The organism is Nocardia sp. NPDC004123, from assembly GCF_053603795.1.
The window spans coordinates 53,669-69,600 of sequence record NZ_JBSGGG010000004.1 but is presented as its reverse complement, the minus strand read 5'-3'; the positions used below and the strand labels follow the sequence as shown (position 1 = coordinate 69,600).

At 67.4% G+C, this 15,932-nt stretch carries 16 protein-coding genes; 7 read left to right on the top strand and 9 right to left on the bottom strand.

The features are described from left to right. Window positions 1-45: 45 nt before the first annotated feature. Window positions 46-237: a hypothetical protein gene (locus ACWEQQ_RS06410; RefSeq protein ID WP_452343799.1), complete on the bottom strand. Its 192-nt coding sequence runs from the start codon at window positions 235-237 to the stop codon at window positions 46-48. A 441-nt stretch (window positions 238-678) separates the two neighbouring features. Between ACWEQQ_RS06410 and ACWEQQ_RS06405 the strand changes: the two genes are divergently transcribed. From ACWEQQ_RS06405 to ACWEQQ_RS06395, 3 genes are all read left to right on the top strand, one after another. After that, window positions 679-1,557 carry a helix-turn-helix domain-containing protein gene (locus tag ACWEQQ_RS06405; protein WP_452347455.1) on the top strand — a complete coding sequence of 293 codons (879 nt, stop codon included), beginning with the start codon at window positions 679-681 and terminating at the stop codon, window positions 1,555-1,557. After that, window positions 1,554-1,760, top strand: coding sequence for a DUF397 domain-containing protein (locus tag ACWEQQ_RS06400; RefSeq protein ID WP_379428123.1), 207 nt, complete (start codon window positions 1,554-1,556; stop codon window positions 1,758-1,760). The genes ACWEQQ_RS06405 and ACWEQQ_RS06400 overlap by 4 nt, the downstream gene beginning before the upstream one ends. Before the next feature lie 129 nt (window positions 1,761-1,889). Beyond that, window positions 1,890-2,375: a hypothetical protein gene (locus ACWEQQ_RS06395; RefSeq protein ID WP_452347454.1), complete on the top strand. Its 486-nt coding sequence runs from the start codon at window positions 1,890-1,892 to the stop codon at window positions 2,373-2,375. 131 nt (window positions 2,376-2,506) lie between these two features. Here ACWEQQ_RS06395 and ACWEQQ_RS06390 read toward each other — a convergent pair whose 3' ends face one another. Both ACWEQQ_RS06390 and ACWEQQ_RS06385 read right to left on the bottom strand, forming a co-directional pair. Then, the gene (locus tag ACWEQQ_RS06390; protein ID WP_452347453.1) at window positions 2,507-3,778 is read right to left on the bottom strand and encodes a DUF418 domain-containing protein; all 1,272 of its coding nucleotides are present in this window, start codon (window positions 3,776-3,778) and stop codon (window positions 2,507-2,509) included. Between the two features lie 221 nt (window positions 3,779-3,999). Continuing rightward, a complete protein-coding gene (locus ACWEQQ_RS06385; RefSeq protein ID WP_452347452.1) occupies window positions 4,000-5,019 on the bottom strand; it encodes an asparagine synthase-related protein in 1,020 nt (339 codons plus the stop codon). A gap of 146 nt (window positions 5,020-5,165) precedes the next feature. Between ACWEQQ_RS06385 and ACWEQQ_RS06380 the strand changes: the two genes are divergently transcribed. Further along, window positions 5,166-5,492 (top strand): hypothetical protein, encoded by a 327-nt coding sequence (locus ACWEQQ_RS06380; protein WP_354843797.1) that lies wholly within the window; start codon window positions 5,166-5,168, stop codon window positions 5,490-5,492. 34 nt (window positions 5,493-5,526) lie between these two features. Here the strand turns inward: ACWEQQ_RS06380 and ACWEQQ_RS06375 are convergent, their stop codons facing one another. From ACWEQQ_RS06375 to ACWEQQ_RS06365, 3 genes are all read right to left on the bottom strand, one after another. Continuing rightward, window positions 5,527-7,083, bottom strand: coding sequence for a sensor histidine kinase (locus ACWEQQ_RS06375; protein WP_452347451.1), 1,557 nt, complete (start codon window positions 7,081-7,083; stop codon window positions 5,527-5,529). Window positions 7,084-7,144: 61 nt separating this feature from the next. After that, the gene (locus ACWEQQ_RS06370; RefSeq protein WP_452347688.1) at window positions 7,145-7,849 is read right to left on the bottom strand and encodes a response regulator transcription factor; all 705 of its coding nucleotides are present in this window, start codon (window positions 7,847-7,849) and stop codon (window positions 7,145-7,147) included. Window positions 7,850-8,057: 208 nt separating this feature from the next. Beyond that, the gene (locus tag ACWEQQ_RS06365; protein ID WP_452347450.1) at window positions 8,058-9,647 is read right to left on the bottom strand and encodes a GMC oxidoreductase; all 1,590 of its coding nucleotides are present in this window, start codon (window positions 9,645-9,647) and stop codon (window positions 8,058-8,060) included. 73 nt (window positions 9,648-9,720) lie between these two features. Between ACWEQQ_RS06365 and ACWEQQ_RS06360 the strand changes: the two genes are divergently transcribed. Then, the gene (locus ACWEQQ_RS06360) at window positions 9,721-10,398 is read left to right on the top strand and encodes a TetR family transcriptional regulator (RefSeq protein ID WP_452347449.1); all 678 of its coding nucleotides are present in this window, start codon (window positions 9,721-9,723) and stop codon (window positions 10,396-10,398) included. Between the two features lie 76 nt (window positions 10,399-10,474). Further along, window positions 10,475-11,221 (top strand): thioesterase II family protein, encoded by a 747-nt coding sequence (locus ACWEQQ_RS06355; RefSeq protein ID WP_452347448.1) that lies wholly within the window; start codon window positions 10,475-10,477, stop codon window positions 11,219-11,221. A 41-nt stretch (window positions 11,222-11,262) separates the two neighbouring features. Here the strand turns inward: ACWEQQ_RS06355 and ACWEQQ_RS06350 are convergent, their stop codons facing one another. Together ACWEQQ_RS06350 and xylA are read right to left on the bottom strand one after the other, a co-directional pair. Then, complete coding sequence (locus tag ACWEQQ_RS06350) at window positions 11,263-12,705, bottom strand: FGGY family carbohydrate kinase (protein WP_452347447.1); 1,443 nt, start codon at window positions 12,703-12,705, stop codon at window positions 11,263-11,265. A gap of 4 nt (window positions 12,706-12,709) precedes the next feature. Then, window positions 12,710-13,891 (bottom strand): xylose isomerase, encoded by a 1,182-nt coding sequence (gene xylA / locus ACWEQQ_RS06345; RefSeq protein WP_452347446.1) that lies wholly within the window; start codon window positions 13,889-13,891, stop codon window positions 12,710-12,712. A 212-nt stretch (window positions 13,892-14,103) separates the two neighbouring features. On the opposite strand from xylA, the gene ACWEQQ_RS06340 reads away from it, so the two are divergent. After that, the gene (locus ACWEQQ_RS06340; RefSeq protein WP_452347445.1) at window positions 14,104-15,195 is read left to right on the top strand and encodes an ROK family protein; all 1,092 of its coding nucleotides are present in this window, start codon (window positions 14,104-14,106) and stop codon (window positions 15,193-15,195) included. 107 nt (window positions 15,196-15,302) lie between these two features. Here ACWEQQ_RS06340 and ACWEQQ_RS06335 read toward each other — a convergent pair whose 3' ends face one another. Continuing rightward, window positions 15,303-15,818, bottom strand: a complete 516-nt coding sequence (locus ACWEQQ_RS06335) for a hypothetical protein (RefSeq protein ID WP_452347444.1) — start codon at window positions 15,816-15,818, stop codon at window positions 15,303-15,305. Window positions 15,819-15,932 lie beyond the last annotated feature (114 nt).

The following is a 15,932-nucleotide window of genomic DNA, read 5'->3' as shown; positions in this document are numbered from 1 at the left end:
CGAATGGTATTGCGGTGTGAAGAACTTCCCGGCCACACCGGGTGATCACCAGATGTTCCAGGTGCCCCTGAGCGGCTTGACCTCCCGGTCTGCGCGCTCCAGATTCGGAACCAGATCAGTGAAGTATCGGCGGGCGTCACAGTTGTCGTCGCAGTGCTGATGCTGTTTCAGACCATGTTGTGCCACTTGCAGATTCATGACCGGATAGTCGGGTGCGTCGTGCGAGATGATGGTCATGACCTGCTCCCTGTCGTCCGGTCGCCCGCACGGATCACGGCGATGGCCTGACGCTTCTTGCCGCACACGGACATCGGGCAGGACTCGTGGACTCGGAGGACATCGCGCGCGTAACCGATCGACATCGCGCTGATCGCCTCGTGGTTTTCGATGGGTATGCCGTACATGGCTGGCGCTCCGGTTGTCGGCGTTGATGTTTGGTGGCCCCGGCCGCCGGTACGACCTGGACGTGCGACCCGCTCTCGAAGGGCACACGATCGGAACTTGTTGACCGGCCTCGCTGTTCAGGTTCCCGGCGGCAGGGGGTAACTACTGGTCTACGCCGTTCGGTCACTGCGTGGAACGTTCCAGAGGGCAATGTGCTTGAAAAGGTTTCCGCCATCCAAAGTTGGCGGGAGAATCATTCCAAAATTGCATGAGACCGGTAGAGAGGCTAAGCGTATGGCTGTTGGCTCCACCGTTCCACGCCGCCTGATCGGGCGGACACTGAAGCAGCTGCGCGAGCAGTCAGGCGTCCCGGCGGTGAAGGCGTACAGGCTGATAGATGTTTCGCCCCAAACACTCTGGAGACTCGAAACGGGACAACCGGGCACGAAGATCCGAGAAGTAGACGTGCACGCCCTCTGCCGCCTCTATGGCGCTGACGAAGACACTACTGCCGCCCTCATCGGTCTGATTGCCGAAACGAAGAGTCCTGGGTGGTGGCACGACTACGGGTCCGCGGTGCCATCGTATTTCGATTTGTTCCTGGGCATGGAGGAATCCGCCCGGAAGCTCACCACGCTCCACCTGAATCTCCTGCCCGGACTGCTCCAGACACCAAGCTATCGGCGCGCCGTGATCTGGGCCGCCTACCCAGGTATGCCGACAGCGGAAGTCGAACAGCGCATCGAGATTTCGGCGAAACGCCAGCAGCGGTTGAACGAGCCCCCGGCCGACTTCAGCGTCGCCATGTACATCTGTGAATCCGCCCTGCGCTGGTCGGTCGGCAGTCCGGCCGTCATGGCCGAGCAGCTTCGGCACATCGTGAGCGTGTCGAAGCTGCCTACGGTGTCGATCCGGGTGGTGCCGCTCGGCGTGGCAACTCCATTGCCGCTGATCGTTGGTACGTTCACACTGATGGAGTTCCCCGCGTACGCGGACTCCCGCCTGACGGAACCACCATTGGTATACGTGGAGGGCTTCACGGGCGCGCTGTACCTGGACAAGCCTGGAGAGCTGGACCTCTACAAGGCGGCGGTGAGAACCCTCCGCACGGTAGCGAAAAGCGAGCAGGACACCAGGGAACTGGTACTGAACATTGCAAAGGAGTGCGAGTGAACGCCGACCTGTCCAAGGCGGATTGGTACAAGAGCAGCCGAAGCGGCCCGAACCAGGACTGCGTCGAGGTTGCACATCTGGACGGGGGCACCGTGGGCGTACGGGACTCGAAGGACGTAGCCGGCCCGGCTCTGGTCTTCGCTCCGGGCGATTGGGACGCCTTCAACGCGGCCGTGAAGGACGGAAAGTTCGACCGGTCCTGACCGACCATGACGACTGTGGGAGTCTGGGCGTGGTGTCCGGGCTCCCCTTCTTCGTGCGTGACAAGATCTCCCACCAGCCTCGACACGTATACGACTGATCCGTTGAACACTCATCAAAGGAGATGTGCGATGCAGGTTAGGTCAGCAGTGGTCACCGGCGGCGCAATGGTCGCCGGGTTGTTCGCAAGCTTCGTTCCGGGTGTGGCCCACGCCGATTTCGTCGATCCGGCGCCCTACGTGGACGCCAATGGGGTGGCGTGGTTCAACATGGCGGGAAACAACTGTTCGATTACGCCGAATGGTGTTGTGGGGTGCGATCTTCCGACTCCGGCATCGATCATGTCGATGACGATCGCGGGTATGACGATCCCGGTGCCCTACGTGCCGGCCGTCGCCATCGACACGGCCTACTTTCCCTCGCACCCGCAGTGGAGTTCCAATGGCAGCCACACCCAGCAGGGCGGCAATCCCGCGATCGTGCCGGGGGTCGATCAGTACACGACGTCGGTCTACTACGCCGGGGCCACGTGCACGGTTTCGGTCCGCAACGACGTGGTGTGCTCGGGGATGAGTCACGAATTCCGCGTCGCGGGGTCGCAGGCGTACGGAGACTGAACCAGGACAATCGGATCGGTCGCCCGCCTCGCCGCTGGGAAGTGTCTCGAAGTGGGTGATGGGGTGGCATCGCGGGTGCGGTGCCACCCCATCAGCATCTTTGGTGAAAGCTGTTGCCCACGTTGGCATATTCAGGGATGGGGCGAGGAAGAACGCCTGACCAGAGCGTTCGTCACGCCCTGAGTGATGGTGTGGAGCAGCCGTTCCGCCGGACCGCGACGGAACCGGCTGCGCCACAGAGTCGCCACCACCAGGGAACCGATGGCGAGTAGTGCCAGTAGTTCCCAGCCCGGGCCGTGGATGCCGGCCGGCGGTGCGGTCGCGTTCTCGTCGGGTATCGGCACCAGGACGCTGACCGCCACCACCTGCAGGATGTAGAGGCTCAACGCGCAGGAGCCCGCGGCGATCAAGGGGCGCAAGGCGATACCGGCACGCGGGACCAGTGCCATCAGCACACCGATCACCAGGCAGGCGGCACCGGTCGCGCCGAACACCTCGAATGGGGTGCCGCTGTGCGGGGTGGCGACGGTCAGCCACCACCAGCTCGTTGTCGCCACCGCGCCGAGACCGGTCATATCGATGATCTGACCCGGATCGAAATCGGTGACCCCGGCCTGTCTCATGCCCTCGGTGAGCAGGTCGACCAGGTGCGCACGTCCGCCCAACAGGTGCTGTACCAGCCACGAACCGCCGTATCCGAGCAGGGCCAGCAGTGCACCGACACCGATCACCGGCAGCGGCCGGAGTGCGCGAATCCCCCAGCGGCCCAGGGCCATACCGGCGAAGAGGAATGGCATCCAGGTGAGCGCCGGGTACCCGCCGGTGAGCATCAGCATCTGGCCCGCCTGCCGCAGACCCGACCACGAGGTGAACATCTCGAAGAGGGGGTCGCCGCCGGAAGCGTTCTGGTGCATGTGGCTTCGGATGACGAAGGACAGGATCGGCCCGGCGATCGCCCACACCGCCGCGAGTATCGCGAGCGCCCGGGCCTCCAGCCGCAGGGCGGGCAGGGCCAGCAGGAAGAACAGGCCGTAGTAGGTCAGGATGATCAAGATTCCGATGCCGGAATGTAGTTGCGCCAGCGCCAGACCCAGCAGCGCGACCAGCACGGCTCGGGAGCCGATGCGAATCAGGCTGCGGCGGGCCGCGATCCCGGTGGCAGGGTGCGCCCCGCCGGACATGAGCGCCAGCGACACGCCCGCCAATACCGCGAACAGTGCGGCCGACCGGCCCTCGAAGACCGTCAGCCAGGACGCGCCCGGCTGGCCCCGCGGCGGCCCGACATGCACCGCGAACATGCCCAGCACCGCGATGCCCCGCGCCGCGTCGAGCGCGAGGACGCGCGGCAGCGAATTCGAAGCATCCGATTCTTGCGGCACGGTGACCGATGCCGGCGATCCCATAACCTTGCCCACCTCCAGGATTTCGACTGTTAGCGACAGCGAGGCTAATTCGGCACATACGAGAAATTCGAGCCCGATGCCCGATTCGCGGAAGAAATAGCCGAAAGAGTTAGTTCCCGGCTAACCAGAAGGGTTAGCCGGGAACTCGCGAGCTACGCCTCGAGGGTGGCATCCAGCTCGATGGGGTCGATCAGCCAATGGCTCCGGCAGTGAGACAGAACCTAGTCGCGCAGGAGCAGCGCGAGGTAGAGGCGGGTGGCCACGGCGTCGAATTGTTCGGCGGCGGGATCGGAGTAGGTGCGTGCGCCGGGGATGTCGGCGGCGTACGCACGGGCAGCCTCGGCCAGCGCACCCATGATGCCTGCCGACCGCTGGATGGCGGACTTCTCGGCCCACGCCAGGGAGCGGGCCGATTCGGGCAGCAGCCGTTCGCAGGCGATGCGGACGCACAGCTTGTCGGCGGGCGCTCCATTGTGCAGGCCGAACAGTGCCGGGGGCGAGAGGGTTTGGGCGAGTTCCCAGAAGCGGACGGTCTGGAAGATGTGCACGATATGGTCGGCGCGGTCGCCCAGGATGCGGGGATAGAAGTCCGGGACGAGCCGATCGACGGTGAAGTTGTGAGCGGATTCCGTGCGGGTGATGCGATCGAGTTCCGCGGTAGCCTCGGGTGAATCGATCGGGTGCGCAAGGGTTTTGCCGCCCGCGAAGATGGCGTCCGCGCCGCTGCCGGTCAGGATCGGGCCGGTGATGCCGAGGCGGTCCAGGACCGGCTGGATGGCGAGCATCGGGACGGCGTACGAAACCTCCCACAGCTCGGGCACTTTCAGGCGTTCCAGCGATTCCCGCGCCAATGCCGCCACGGCGGGGCCGTCCAGTTCGACGATGTCGTGCGGCAGGCCGAGGGCGGTGGCGGCGGCCGTGGCGTTGGCGCGGTCGGTGCCGTCGGCGGTCAGCACGGTGAGAGCGTGCGGGCGACGGCCCAGGGCGACGGCGGTGGCGGCCAGGAAGATCGAGTCGACGCCGCCGGACAGCAGGATGACCGGGTCGGCGGGCATGGCCTCGAATACCGCGCGCAGCCGGTCCCGGGTCTCGGCCGCCACCAGTTCGGCGGCGTGCCCGGGATCGGTGAGACGGCGTGAATCCGGGTCGGGGGTGGCGATATCGCGCAGATCCGCGACGAATTGCCTGGGTGCGCCGCTCTGGGCGGCGGGGGCGGTGTGTGCTGCGTCCGGTCGTCCCACGCGGCTCAGCCTACTGGGGCGCGACACCGGCTCGGATTCCCAGCTGGCACATAGGTCGGACCCATGGCCCGCCCACATAGGGGCTTTTGGATAGGAGTCACGGCAGGCCGCTCGGCCCGCCGTCCCTCCGAGAAAGGTTCTGCGCGTTGAAATCCTCGTCTGTGACCCCGTCCCGCCTGCGCCGCGTGACCGCCCGCATCGCCGTGGCCGGTGCCCTCGCCGCGGTGCCGGTGGCCGCGCTGGCCATCCCCGCCTCGGCCGCCACCACCGACTCCGGGATTCCGGTGGTCAGCCAGATCGCCGACCCGGATTGGAATCACGATCGCGGCGGCGACAACCAGGACCGCCACGACCGTCCCGGCGACCAGGATCGGCACGACCGGCCGGGCGACCAGGATCGCGGCCCGGATCAGCCGCAGCCCCAGCCCGAGCCGCAGGCCCAGCCGCAGCCGCCGACCGGCTCGTTCGGCTGACCGTCACCGCCGCGGGCTGACCGCCACCGTGCGCTCAGCCCGCGGCGGGCAGGCGCACGGTGAATTCGGTACGGCCAGGACGGCTTTCGACGTCGATGGCGCCGCCGTGCGCCTTCACCACCGCCGCCACGATGGACAGGCCGAGCCCGGTGCTGCCGGCGCGTCGCGAGCGCGACGAATCACCGCGCGCGAAGCGTTCGAAGACCTCCGGCTGCAGTTCCGTGGGGATGCCCGGTCCATCGTCGGTGACCCGCCAGATCGCCCCGCCCCGGCCGTCCTCGGCCAGGGCGGTGGTGACCCGGGTACCGGGTCCGGTGTGCACGCGCGCATTGGCGAGCAGGTTGGCCAGCACCTGGTGCAGGCGGGCCGTGTCGCCGGTCACCACGATCGGCTCGGGCGGTAATTCCAACGCCCACTGCAGATCCGGGCCGGCGATGTGGGCGTCGCTGACCGCATCCACGGTGAGGCGGGTCAGATCCACCGGCGCGTGCTCGATCCCGCGCCCGGCGTCCAGGCGGGCCAGCAGCAGCATGTCCTCCACCAGGGTGGTCATGCGCCGCGACTCGGAGTCGACACGGCTCATGGCATGCGCGACCACCGGCGGCAGCGTATCCCGTTCCCGCAGCGCCAGTTCCGCGTAACCGCGGATGGAGGACAGCGGGGTGCGCAGTTCGTGGCTGGCGTCGGCCAGGAACCGCCGGATCCGGGTCTCGCTGGCGTGCCGGGCCTCCAGCGCGCCCGCGATGTGGTCGAGCATGCGGTTGATGGCCATGCCCAGCTGACCGACCTCGGTACCGGCGTCGGCGTCGGCGACCGGAACCCGCACGGGCAGCGTCACTTCCCCGCGATCCAGCCGCAGGTCCGCGACCCGCGCGGCAGTGGCGGCGACCCGATCCAGAGGGGTCAGGGCGCGCCGGATGAGCCAGATGCCCGCCGAGGTCGCCACCACCAGGACCACGGCGGTGGCGATCAGCAGGATCAGGAGCACCCGCATGAGGGTGGCGTCGACCGAGTCCAGCGGCAGACCGATGATCACCGTCTTGCCCGACCAGGTGGTCTCGGCGAGCACACGATAGTGGCCCTGGCCCTCGATATCCATCGAGACGGGCTTACCGGGAGTGGCGGCGGCCAGCTGCTTGCGGGCCGACTCCGACAGGGCGGACTGCACGCCGTCGTTGCCGACGCGGCCCGCGCTCACCGAGTGGTCGCGGTCCACGAGCACGCCGACCGTATCCGGTTGGATGCTGCGGCGATTCAGGAATTCCGGCCCCGGACCGGACGACTCGCCGGTCGAGGGCGGCGGGCCGGGGGCATTGTGCTGGTCCGGCGGCGGGCCGAGGCTGGGACCGCCGCCCACGTCGCCGAGGGCATGCTCTGTCGTCGCGGTGAGGTCGACGTCCACCTGGTGCACCAGGAACTGTTGCAGCGCAAGCTCGGTCGCGATGCCGATGCCCACCACCACGGCCACCAGCAGCACCACCTGTCCGACCAACAGCCGCCTGCGCAGCGACCAGCGGCGGCGGGGCCTCGGCTCGGCGGGCCGGCCAGAGGGTGCGGGGAGCTCGTTCACGGGCTCTTCCCGTCGATTCATGGACTCACCCCGCTCTTTCGTGGAGGGACCGAGCCCGGATTCGCCGAGCTCCTGTGTGGACTCACTGAGCCGGCTTGAGGACATAGCCCGCACCTCGCAGTGTGTGGATCATCGGCGGGCGGCCGCTGTCGATCTTCTTACGCAGATAGGAGACATACAGTTCGACGATGTTGGAGCGGCCGCCGAAGTCGTAGCTCCAGACCCGGTCCAGGATCTGCGCCTTGCTCAGTACCCGGCGGGGATTGCGCATGAACAGCCGTAGCAGCTCGAATTCCGTTGAGGTCAACGCGATGTCGACGCCGTCGCGGGTGACCTCGTGGCTGTCCTCGTCGAGCGTCAGATCGCCGACCACCAGCCGCGAGCCACTGTCCTCGCTCGCGATGCCCGCGCGCCGCAGCAGCGCCCGCAGCCGCAGCACCACCTCGTCGATGCTGAAGGGCTTGGTGACGTAGTCGTCGCCGCCCGCGGTGAAGCCGGCGATCCGGTCCTCGACCGAATCCTTGGCGGTCAGCAGCAGGACCGGCAGATCCGGGAGCAGGTGGCGCAGCCGGTCGAGCACCTCGAGACCGGTCATATCGGGCAGCATCACATCGAGCACGACCACATCGGGCCGCAGTTCGCGCGCCCTGGCGACGGCCGTGCGCCCATCCCCGGCGGTGCCGACGGTCCAGCCCTCGTAACGCAAGGCCAGGGCGAGCAATTCGGCCAGCGCCGGTTCGTCGTCCACCACGAGCACGCTGACGGGACTGCCGTCGGCACGACGCATGGCGGAGCGCTCGATCGGGGTGTTTCCCGAGGTCAGAACTGACATTGTTACAGCGTCGGGGAGATCACTGGGCCGAAGCTGTACCGAAGCTATGGGTCAGCTGTGAGACCTGTGCGCCGGCTGTGCGCGCCGGGTCAGCGTGGTGGCAATCTGCGTGCGGACCGCAGGAAATCGAGCCGAGGTCGGTACGGCGCGTCCGTAGGCGAGGTCAAATCGCTTGCCCCACATCGGTGGCCACCAAGTGGTCCAGGGCGCGTTCGGCCAGGGCCGCGATGGTCATCGACGGATTGCAGGCGGCGGTGTTGCCGGGCATGAGCGCGCCGTCGAGGACGTACAGGCCGGGCTGGCCGTGGACGCGGCCGTCCACGTCGCACACCGTGCCCATGCTCGCGCCGCCCAGCGGATGCCAGGTGGAGGGGAATGCGAGATTGGTGTCGAGCAGCACGCTCGACGGTCCGGCGATGCGTTGCACCGCGGGGCCGATGTGGTTGTCCTGGATGGCGGCATCGCCGTCGGCGGGCCAGAACAGGGTCGCGGCATCGGTCGCCGAGTCGTAGCGGAACTCGCCGCGGCCGGTGCTGAGCCCGTAGCCGACCATCATGGTGCTGTGCGCGTCCATCGACAGCGGCGGAATGGACGCCTGGATAACGGTGTGCGCGTTGTCCGGGTCATCCCAGTTCAGGCTGCCGTAGACGACCGGACCGCCCTGGGCGGGGCCGAATTCCTCGGTGGGAGCGGACCAGACGTAGATGCGGTCGGCATTGGTGCCCCACCCGCGGCCGAGATCGTCAGGGAGGTCGGGGATCTGGCCCCTGGCCCCCGCGCGCACCAGCAGACGGGTGGTATTGAGGCTGCCCGCGGCCATGACCAGGGCATTGGTGGTGAGGATCTTGTTCTCCAGCACCGTGCCCGCGGTATCGGTGCGGTTCACGTGCACGACCCAGCGGCCGTCCGGCGCGCGCTCGATGTCGGTGACCTCGTGCAGGGTCTCGACGGTGACGCGGCCGGTGGCCTCGGCGGCGGCGATATAGGTGACGTCGACCGAGTGCTTGCCGCCATTGTTGACGCCCATGGCCCCGTCACCATTGGTGTAGGAGGGGGCCATCTCGCCGCGGAGTTCGGCGAGTGCGAAGTTCCAGTCGATGGGCATGGGAATCTTCGACAGCGGCAGACCGGCGCGGCGGACGTGATCGGCGAAAACCCTTGCGGCGGTGTAGTTCGGCGTGTTGATCAGTTCGTCGGGGGCCACGGCCAGACCGAGCATGCGGGCGACGCGGGGGTAGTAGACGGAATTCAGGGATGCCCAGTCGAGTCCATCCGGAAAATGAGCGCTGAAGACCGCCTCCGTGGGCTGCAGCGACATGCCCTGGTAGACAAGCGATCCACCGCCCAGACCCGCCGCGCACAGGGCGGTCATGTTCTGCCCCGGCACCGCCTCGACGAGACCGGTGTACTTGTCGAAAGCCACCGGCTTGCCGAACAATTCGGGACTCGAGCGATGCCACAGCATGCGCTTGTCCGGTGCGGTGGCATGCGGGAAGGTCTGCGCGTTCGGTCCGGTGGGCCAGCGCAGTCCGCGCTCGAGCAGCAGCACCTGGACGCCGGCTTCGGCCAGGCGCAGGGCGGTGACGCCGCCGCCGAAACCCGAGCCGATGACGATGACCCGATGGTCTTCACGGGTGAGTTCCACCCGCTGGACCCGGGCGGCGATTCCGGCGCGGGCGACCGGCGCGGTCGCGAGCAGAGCAGCGGTGGCGGCTGCCCCGGACAGCAGGGAGCGACGCGAGATATCTGGCATTGGACACCTTGGAAGGTTCGTGCGGACTCGACGAGTAACCCGGTTACTCAAGTAACGGCGTTACTGTAACTGCATGGCCAAGGAGACGGAAGAGGCATTACGGGCACGGATCCTGCTCGAGGTCCGCGCCCTGCTCGAATCCGACGGCTACGACGCCGTCCAGCTGCGCGAAGTCGCGCGCCGCGCCCGCGTCTCGCTCACCACCATCTACAAGCTCTTCCCCACGCGCGACGAGTTGCTCGTCTCCGCCATCGAAGCCTGGATGGAGGACAACACCTACATCCCGATGGAATCCCCGCCCCCCGGCGAATCCATCCGCGACGGCCTGCTCCGCGTCATCCGCCACGTCTTCGATCCCTGGGAACGCCACCCGATCATGCTCGAGGCCTACCATCGGGCCCGCATCGGTCCGGCCAACCAACGCCTCGACAATCACGGCCTGGACGCCGTCCTCCCCATCGCCGCCGCCGTGCTCGCCGGCGCCGAGCCCCGCTATCTCGAGGACATCGCCGTCGTCCTCTCCAACATGACCTTCTCCCTGCTCGGTCAATGCGCCGACGGCACCCTCCAGGTCTCCGAAGTCCTTCCGATCCTCGAACGCGCCGTCTACCGTTTGACGGCCAACAACGAGCCCGAGGCCACCGAGGCCCGCCGTCGCCGCGAATCGGCCACCGTGCTCCCCCTGCGCCCCGACGTGGCCGCCCCGTTCCGCCGTGCCCCTACGGATTCCCCTGCGCCACAACAGCCCTGACGCTCCCCCGCACCCGGCTCGAGCCCATTGCACGGTACCGTTCGGATGTTGAATCCGAGGAAAGGCTCTCCACCCGATGGGCAATAGCTGGCTGCGTCACCTGACCCCTTCACCGAGGAATGGCTCCCACAAGTTGGTCTGCTTTCCCCACGCCGGCGGATCCGCCCTCTCCTTCGGACCATTGGCCGAGTCCGTCGGTTCGGAGTTCGACGTTGTCGCCGTTCAATATCCGGGACGGCAGGACAGAAGGCACGAACGGCTCGTGGGCGATATTTCAGGGCTGGTCGACGGCCTGCTTCCCGAGGTGATCGAAGCTGTACGGGATGCCGGGAATTTTTCCGTGTTCGGCCACAGCATGGGATCCGTCGTGGCCTTCGAGGCGTGCAGGCGGCTCGAGGACGAGGTCGGGGCAACGGCGACAGTGCTGTTCGCTTCCGGCCGCTGTGCTCCGTCGGCGACGCAAACCGGGCGCGTGCATCTGCTGGGCGATCGAGAACTGTGTGAACAATTGCTTCAGATCGGCGGTACGCCCGCGGTATTGCTCGAGGATCCCGACTTTCGGGAATTGATCCTGTCGATCGTCAGGAACGACTACCGGGCCATCGAGACCTACGCGTGCACGACGGACGCCATGGTCAAGTCCCCCATCGTCGCACTGGTCGGCGACCGCGACCCCGATGCGAGTTTCGCGGACATCCAGGAGTGGAGCGCACACACCTCCGGAAGCTTTGCCGCACAATCGTTTCCGGGCGGTCATTTCTTCGTCGATGCGAATTCCCGAGCGGTCGGGCAGCTGATCCGCGAGCACACCTCGGCAGCGTGAACTGACGTGCGCGTCACTGGGTGACGCGCCGACACAGCGGATCACAGGTGTGAGCGTGCTGCTGCCTCCCGGTATCGGGCCAGCAATTCCGGCGACGGGTCTGCAGCAAAGGTGCGGGTTGTGGCCAATGGCCAGACAGGGGGCTGCGGGGCCGACGACAGCACCCACGCGGCTTGGCGAGCGGCTCCCGCCGCGACGTATTCACCGGGAACGGGAACATCGACGGGCACCCCGAACACCGCCGGCGCGATGGCGCACACGGCTGCCGAGCGTGCACCGCCACCGGTCAGCGTGACCCGGTCGACCGGCACCGAACCACGACGGAACACGTCGGCAGCAGCGGCGGTCAGGCACAACAGCGACTCCACCGCCGCCCGGGCGATATTCTCCCGGGTCATCGACTCCATCGTCATGCCGTACAAGGAGCCGGTGGCATGGGGAAGATTCGGCGTCCGTTCGCCTTCCAAGTAGGGCACCTGCACCAGCCCGCCCGCGCCGGGTGCCGCCGCCAGTGCCAACGCCGAGAGCTCGTCGAGATCCACGCCGAGGACGGTGGCGGTCGCCTCGAGGATCCTGGCGGCGTTGAGCGTGCACACCAGTGGAAGAAAACGACCGGTAGCGTCGGCGAAGCCCGCCACCGTGCCGGACGGGTCCCGGACCGGCGTGGTCGTGACGGCGGCGATCACGCCCGAGGTACCCAGCGAGAGCATCACCTGACCGGCGTGCAGTCCCAAACCCAGCGCCGCGCCGGCGTTGTCGCCGCACCCGGGCCCGACGATCATCTCCGACCGGCCCAGCGCAGGGTCGGAGGTGCCCGCGGGCGCCGTCGGCGCCGCGACCGTCGGCAACACGATGCCCTGCGCGTGGGTCTGGCTGTACCGCAAGGCCATTGCCAGCAGCTCACGCCGGTAGACACCGGACACCGGATCGAAATAGCCGGTGCCCGACGCTTCGCTGCGGTCGGTGACCAGGTCGTCGAGCGACCTCGCACCGCGCAACCGCCAGGTCAGCCAGTCATGGGGCAACGCGATCGCTGCGATACGCGCGGCGTTGGCGGGCTCGTGGTCGGCGAGCCAGCGCAGTTTCGTGATGGTCAGCGACGCGACCGGTGCGGTGCCGACCGCGTCGACCCAGCGCCGCACACCCGCGTCGTGATCGCCGTCGCCCATTTCGTGAACAAGGTCGCGGGCGGCAGCGGCGGATCGGGTGTCGTTCCACAGCAGCGCCGGACGGATCACCGCGCCGTGGGCGTCCAGGCAGACGAGTCCGTGCTGCTGCCCGCCGACCGAGACCGCGGCCACGTCGTCGAGGCCGCCGGCCTGCTGTATCGCCGATTGCAGTGCCTGCCACCAATATTCGGGATCGACCTCGGTGCCGGGCGGGTGCGCGGCGGCACCCGAGCGCACCGGCCGGCCGCTGTCGGCGTCGCGGATGACAACCTTGCAGGATTGGGTCGAGGAATCGACCCCAGCCACCAGTGTCATGGCCTCATCCGATCACATGCTCGACGGCGAGCTGGTGCAAGCGCACGAAACCGTAATCGCGCGTCGCGGCGGTGTCGGGGTCGAACAGCTGGTCTCGGCCCGCTGCGAACGTCTGTACCGATTCACCCTCGCCCAGCGTCGGCTGGGCGAGGGTGAACACCCCGGCGTGTGTCATCGCCTCCTGCACGCGAGGGTCGGCCCGGAATGCGCGGGCCTTGTCGGCCAGCATCAGGTACGTCGACATGTTCGCTCGTGCCGATTCCCACACCCCGGGCATGTATTCGGTGCGTGAGGGCTTGTAGTCGAAGTGCCGGGCCCCGGTGTAGCGCGGGCCGTCGGGATAGCCGGGGAAACCGTTCTCGAGCAGGTCCACGGTGAAGAACGCCGACATCAAATCGCCGTGGCCGAAGACCAGGTCCTGGTCGTATTTCGCGCCGCGCTGGCCGTTGAGGTCGATGTGGAACAGCTTGCCGCTCCACAACGCCTGCCCGATCGCGTGTGTGTAGTTGAGTCCCGCCATCTGCTCGTGGCCGGTCTCGGGGTTGACCCCGACGAGATCGGCATGGTCGAGCTCCGCGATCAGCGCGAGGGCGTGTCCCACGGTCGGCAGCAGGATGTCGCCGCGCGGTTCGTTGGGTTTCGGCTCCAAGGCGATGCGCAGGTCGTATCCCTGCGCCTCGATGTAGGCCGCGACGGTGTCGATGCCCTCCTTGTACCGTTCGAGCGCGGCGTAGAGGTCCTTGGATCCGTCGTATTCGCTGCCCTCACGGCCGCCCCACATGACGAAAGTGGTGGCATCGACCTGTCCGGCCAGATCGACCGCGTGCAGGATCTTCCGCAACGCGAAACGGCGGACCCCCCGGTCGTTGGCGCACAGTCCACCCTCCTTGAACACCGGGTGAGTGAAGGTGTTGGTGGTGACCATCTCGATTGCCAGACCAGCACGATCGGCCGCGTCCTTCACCCGGGCCACCCGCCGCTGCTGAATGGCCTCGTCGGCGTCGAATGGGTAGATGTCGTTGTCGTGGAAGCTGATTGCCCAGGCCCCGAGCTGGGCCAGCCCGTCGACGTAGTCCCACGGAGCCAGTGTCGGACGGGTCGCGGCACCGAACGGATCAGCGCCGCTCCAGCCGACTGTCCACAGTCCGAACGAGAACCTGTCCTGCGGGGTGGGTTGGCGGGACATCGCACAATCCTCTCATTTGTTTAGCCGATGAACTTAATTGGCGGGTGGGTTACGGTCAATACGTGAATCGAGGTTCTTCGCTGGCTGTTCGCACGGCGCCGACAAGTGCCCGCCAGACATCGCTCCGGGCGGCGAACTTGGCGTTGGTGCTGACCACGGTGCTGCAGAACCCAGCGGGTGTGTCGCGCGCGAGTATCGCTTCGGCTACCGGCATGACCCGAGCCACCGCGTCTCGCCTCGTCGACGAGCTGGTCGCGGGTGGCATCCTCGCCGAGTTGCCGCGCGCTGCGGCACCGAGCCGCGGCCGGCCGGCGACGCCGATCATCGCCGCAAGTCGCCTCATCGCCCTAGGGCTGCAAGTGGATACGAATCGTTTGACCGCTCGAGCAATCACGTTGTCCGGGGACATCGCGGGCGAACGCAGCGAGATCGGCGACTGGCGGAACAGCCGACCCGCCGCCTGCTTGGCCCGACTCGGCGAGCTCAGCACAGAACTGATTACAGCGCTGGCCGACGACGTGCGAGTTGTCGGGGTCGGCTTGGCGCTGCCCGGGATCGTGCGCGCCGACACCGCCACACTCATGACCGCACCGAATCTGGGGTGGCCGGAAGTGCGTCCCGAGGAGTTCATCGCTACCGGGGCACGGGCCGGGTTGCCGGTGCGAGTCGGCAACGAGGCGGATCTGGCCGCCCGGGCAGCGGCCGAATACGCGCCCGGCCGCCCAGGTGCGGTCCGGAACTTTTTCTACGTGTCCGGCGATACCGGTATCGGCGGGGCGGCGGTGATCGACGGCAAGGTGATGGCCGGGCCATACGGGGGCAGCGGCGAAATCGGGCATGTCACCGTCGACCCGGGCGGCGGTGCCTGCGCGTGTGGTTCCACGGGCTGTCTCGAGTTGTACGCCGGCAGGCAAGCACTCGTTGCCGCCGCCGGATTGCCCGCCGGCACCGGCATAACCGAGCTCGCCGCCCACGCAGTCGCGGGGAACGCCGCAGTTCTGCACTCCCTCGAGCGTGCCGCGTGGGCGCTCAGCATCGCGCTGGCGGCAGCGATCAATATTCTCGGCATACCGGTCATCGTGCTCGGAGGGCATTTGGCAGCGCTGGCCGATTTCCTGCTGCCCCCGCTCATCTCACGCCTCCACGGCCGCGTGGTGGCAGCACAGTGGATTGCCCCGCGAGTCGAGGTCGCCCGACCGGATATGGCGCCCGGCGCAACCGGTGCCGCGTATCTGGCCTTGGAGGAACTGATCCACGACCCGGCATGCTGGATCCCCCAGCGAGCAACCGACGGCCCCGGCTAGTCAGCCCGCCAGGGCTCGGGCGCAGCTCCGTTTCAGGGTGCGCCACCGTGTTGCATCCCGGGTCGGGGAGTCCGCTTCGGACCGCCTGACGGCGCACTGCGGTTCGATCAGCTGCAGGCCGGGGAAGTCTGCTGGACCAGCGACAACGTGTTGCAAGTCCAGTCCTTCTGGACCTTCCATTTCCCATCTTCGGCCACGACCGGTACCAACACCTGGTTCGGCGCTCCACCGTTGATGGACACCTGGGCGTCGGCGGTGAGTGCGCCGTTGCCCAAATCGGTCACCTTGGTGACCGTGATGGTGACGTTCATCTGTTTGAAGGCATCCGTCAGCCGTTGCGGCAGCATCGGATCGGCCTTGATGCCCTGAATCAGGTCCAGCTTCTGCTCGTTGGCGATATTGGGATCCATGAGCTTCTGCAACTCGGCATTGAGATCCGTCGTACCTGGGACGGCCGGATAGCTGCTCTGGGCTGCAGCCACTTTCGACGTGGTCGCCTTGTCCGGCTTGGCTTCGTCCTTGGTGCCACTGCCGCAGGCGGAAACCCCAAGCGCTGTAACGATTGCCAACGTGGCGATCACGATGCGACCGATCTTCGGAACCATCAACTGATTCCCCTTCATGTTCGATATGAATTGCTCTAGCAGACTGACTGCATAGTCGGCTAGCTTAGCGCTCGATATCGGCCACGTCGAGCCCATGGCCGATCCGCTCACGCGTCGCCGGATCGGCAACCT

Coding starts and splice junctions, on each gene's coding strand:
- xylA (WP_452347446.1), bottom strand. CDS start 13,891: ATGTCCCGCCAACCCACCCCGCAGGACAGGTTCTCGTTCGGACTGTGG.
- ACWEQQ_RS06410 (WP_452343799.1), bottom strand. CDS start 237: ATGACCATCATCTCGCACGACGCACCCGACTATCCGGTCATGAATCTG.
- ACWEQQ_RS06350 (WP_452347447.1), bottom strand. CDS start 12,705: ATGACACTGGTGGCTGGGGTCGATTCCTCGACCCAATCCTGCAAGGTT.
- ACWEQQ_RS06335 (WP_452347444.1), bottom strand. CDS start 15,818: ATGAAGGGGAATCAGTTGATGGTTCCGAAGATCGGTCGCATCGTGATC.
- ACWEQQ_RS06405 (WP_452347455.1), top strand. CDS start 679: ATGGCTGTTGGCTCCACCGTTCCACGCCGCCTGATCGGGCGGACACTG.
- ACWEQQ_RS06390 (WP_452347453.1), bottom strand. CDS start 3,778: ATGGGATCGCCGGCATCGGTCACCGTGCCGCAAGAATCGGATGCTTCG.
- ACWEQQ_RS06395 (WP_452347454.1), top strand. CDS start 1,890: ATGCAGGTTAGGTCAGCAGTGGTCACCGGCGGCGCAATGGTCGCCGGG.
- ACWEQQ_RS06340 (WP_452347445.1), top strand. CDS start 14,104: ATGACCCGAGCCACCGCGTCTCGCCTCGTCGACGAGCTGGTCGCGGGT.
- ACWEQQ_RS06360 (WP_452347449.1), top strand. CDS start 9,721: ATGGCCAAGGAGACGGAAGAGGCATTACGGGCACGGATCCTGCTCGAG.
- ACWEQQ_RS06370 (WP_452347688.1), bottom strand. CDS start 7,849: ATGCGTCGTGCCGACGGCAGTCCCGTCAGCGTGCTCGTGGTGGACGAC.
- ACWEQQ_RS06365 (WP_452347450.1), bottom strand. CDS start 9,647: ATGCCAGATATCTCGCGTCGCTCCCTGCTGTCCGGGGCAGCCGCCACC.
- ACWEQQ_RS06355 (WP_452347448.1), top strand. CDS start 10,475: ATGGGCAATAGCTGGCTGCGTCACCTGACCCCTTCACCGAGGAATGGC.
- ACWEQQ_RS06375 (WP_452347451.1), bottom strand. CDS start 7,083: ATGAATCGACGGGAAGAGCCCGTGAACGAGCTCCCCGCACCCTCTGGC.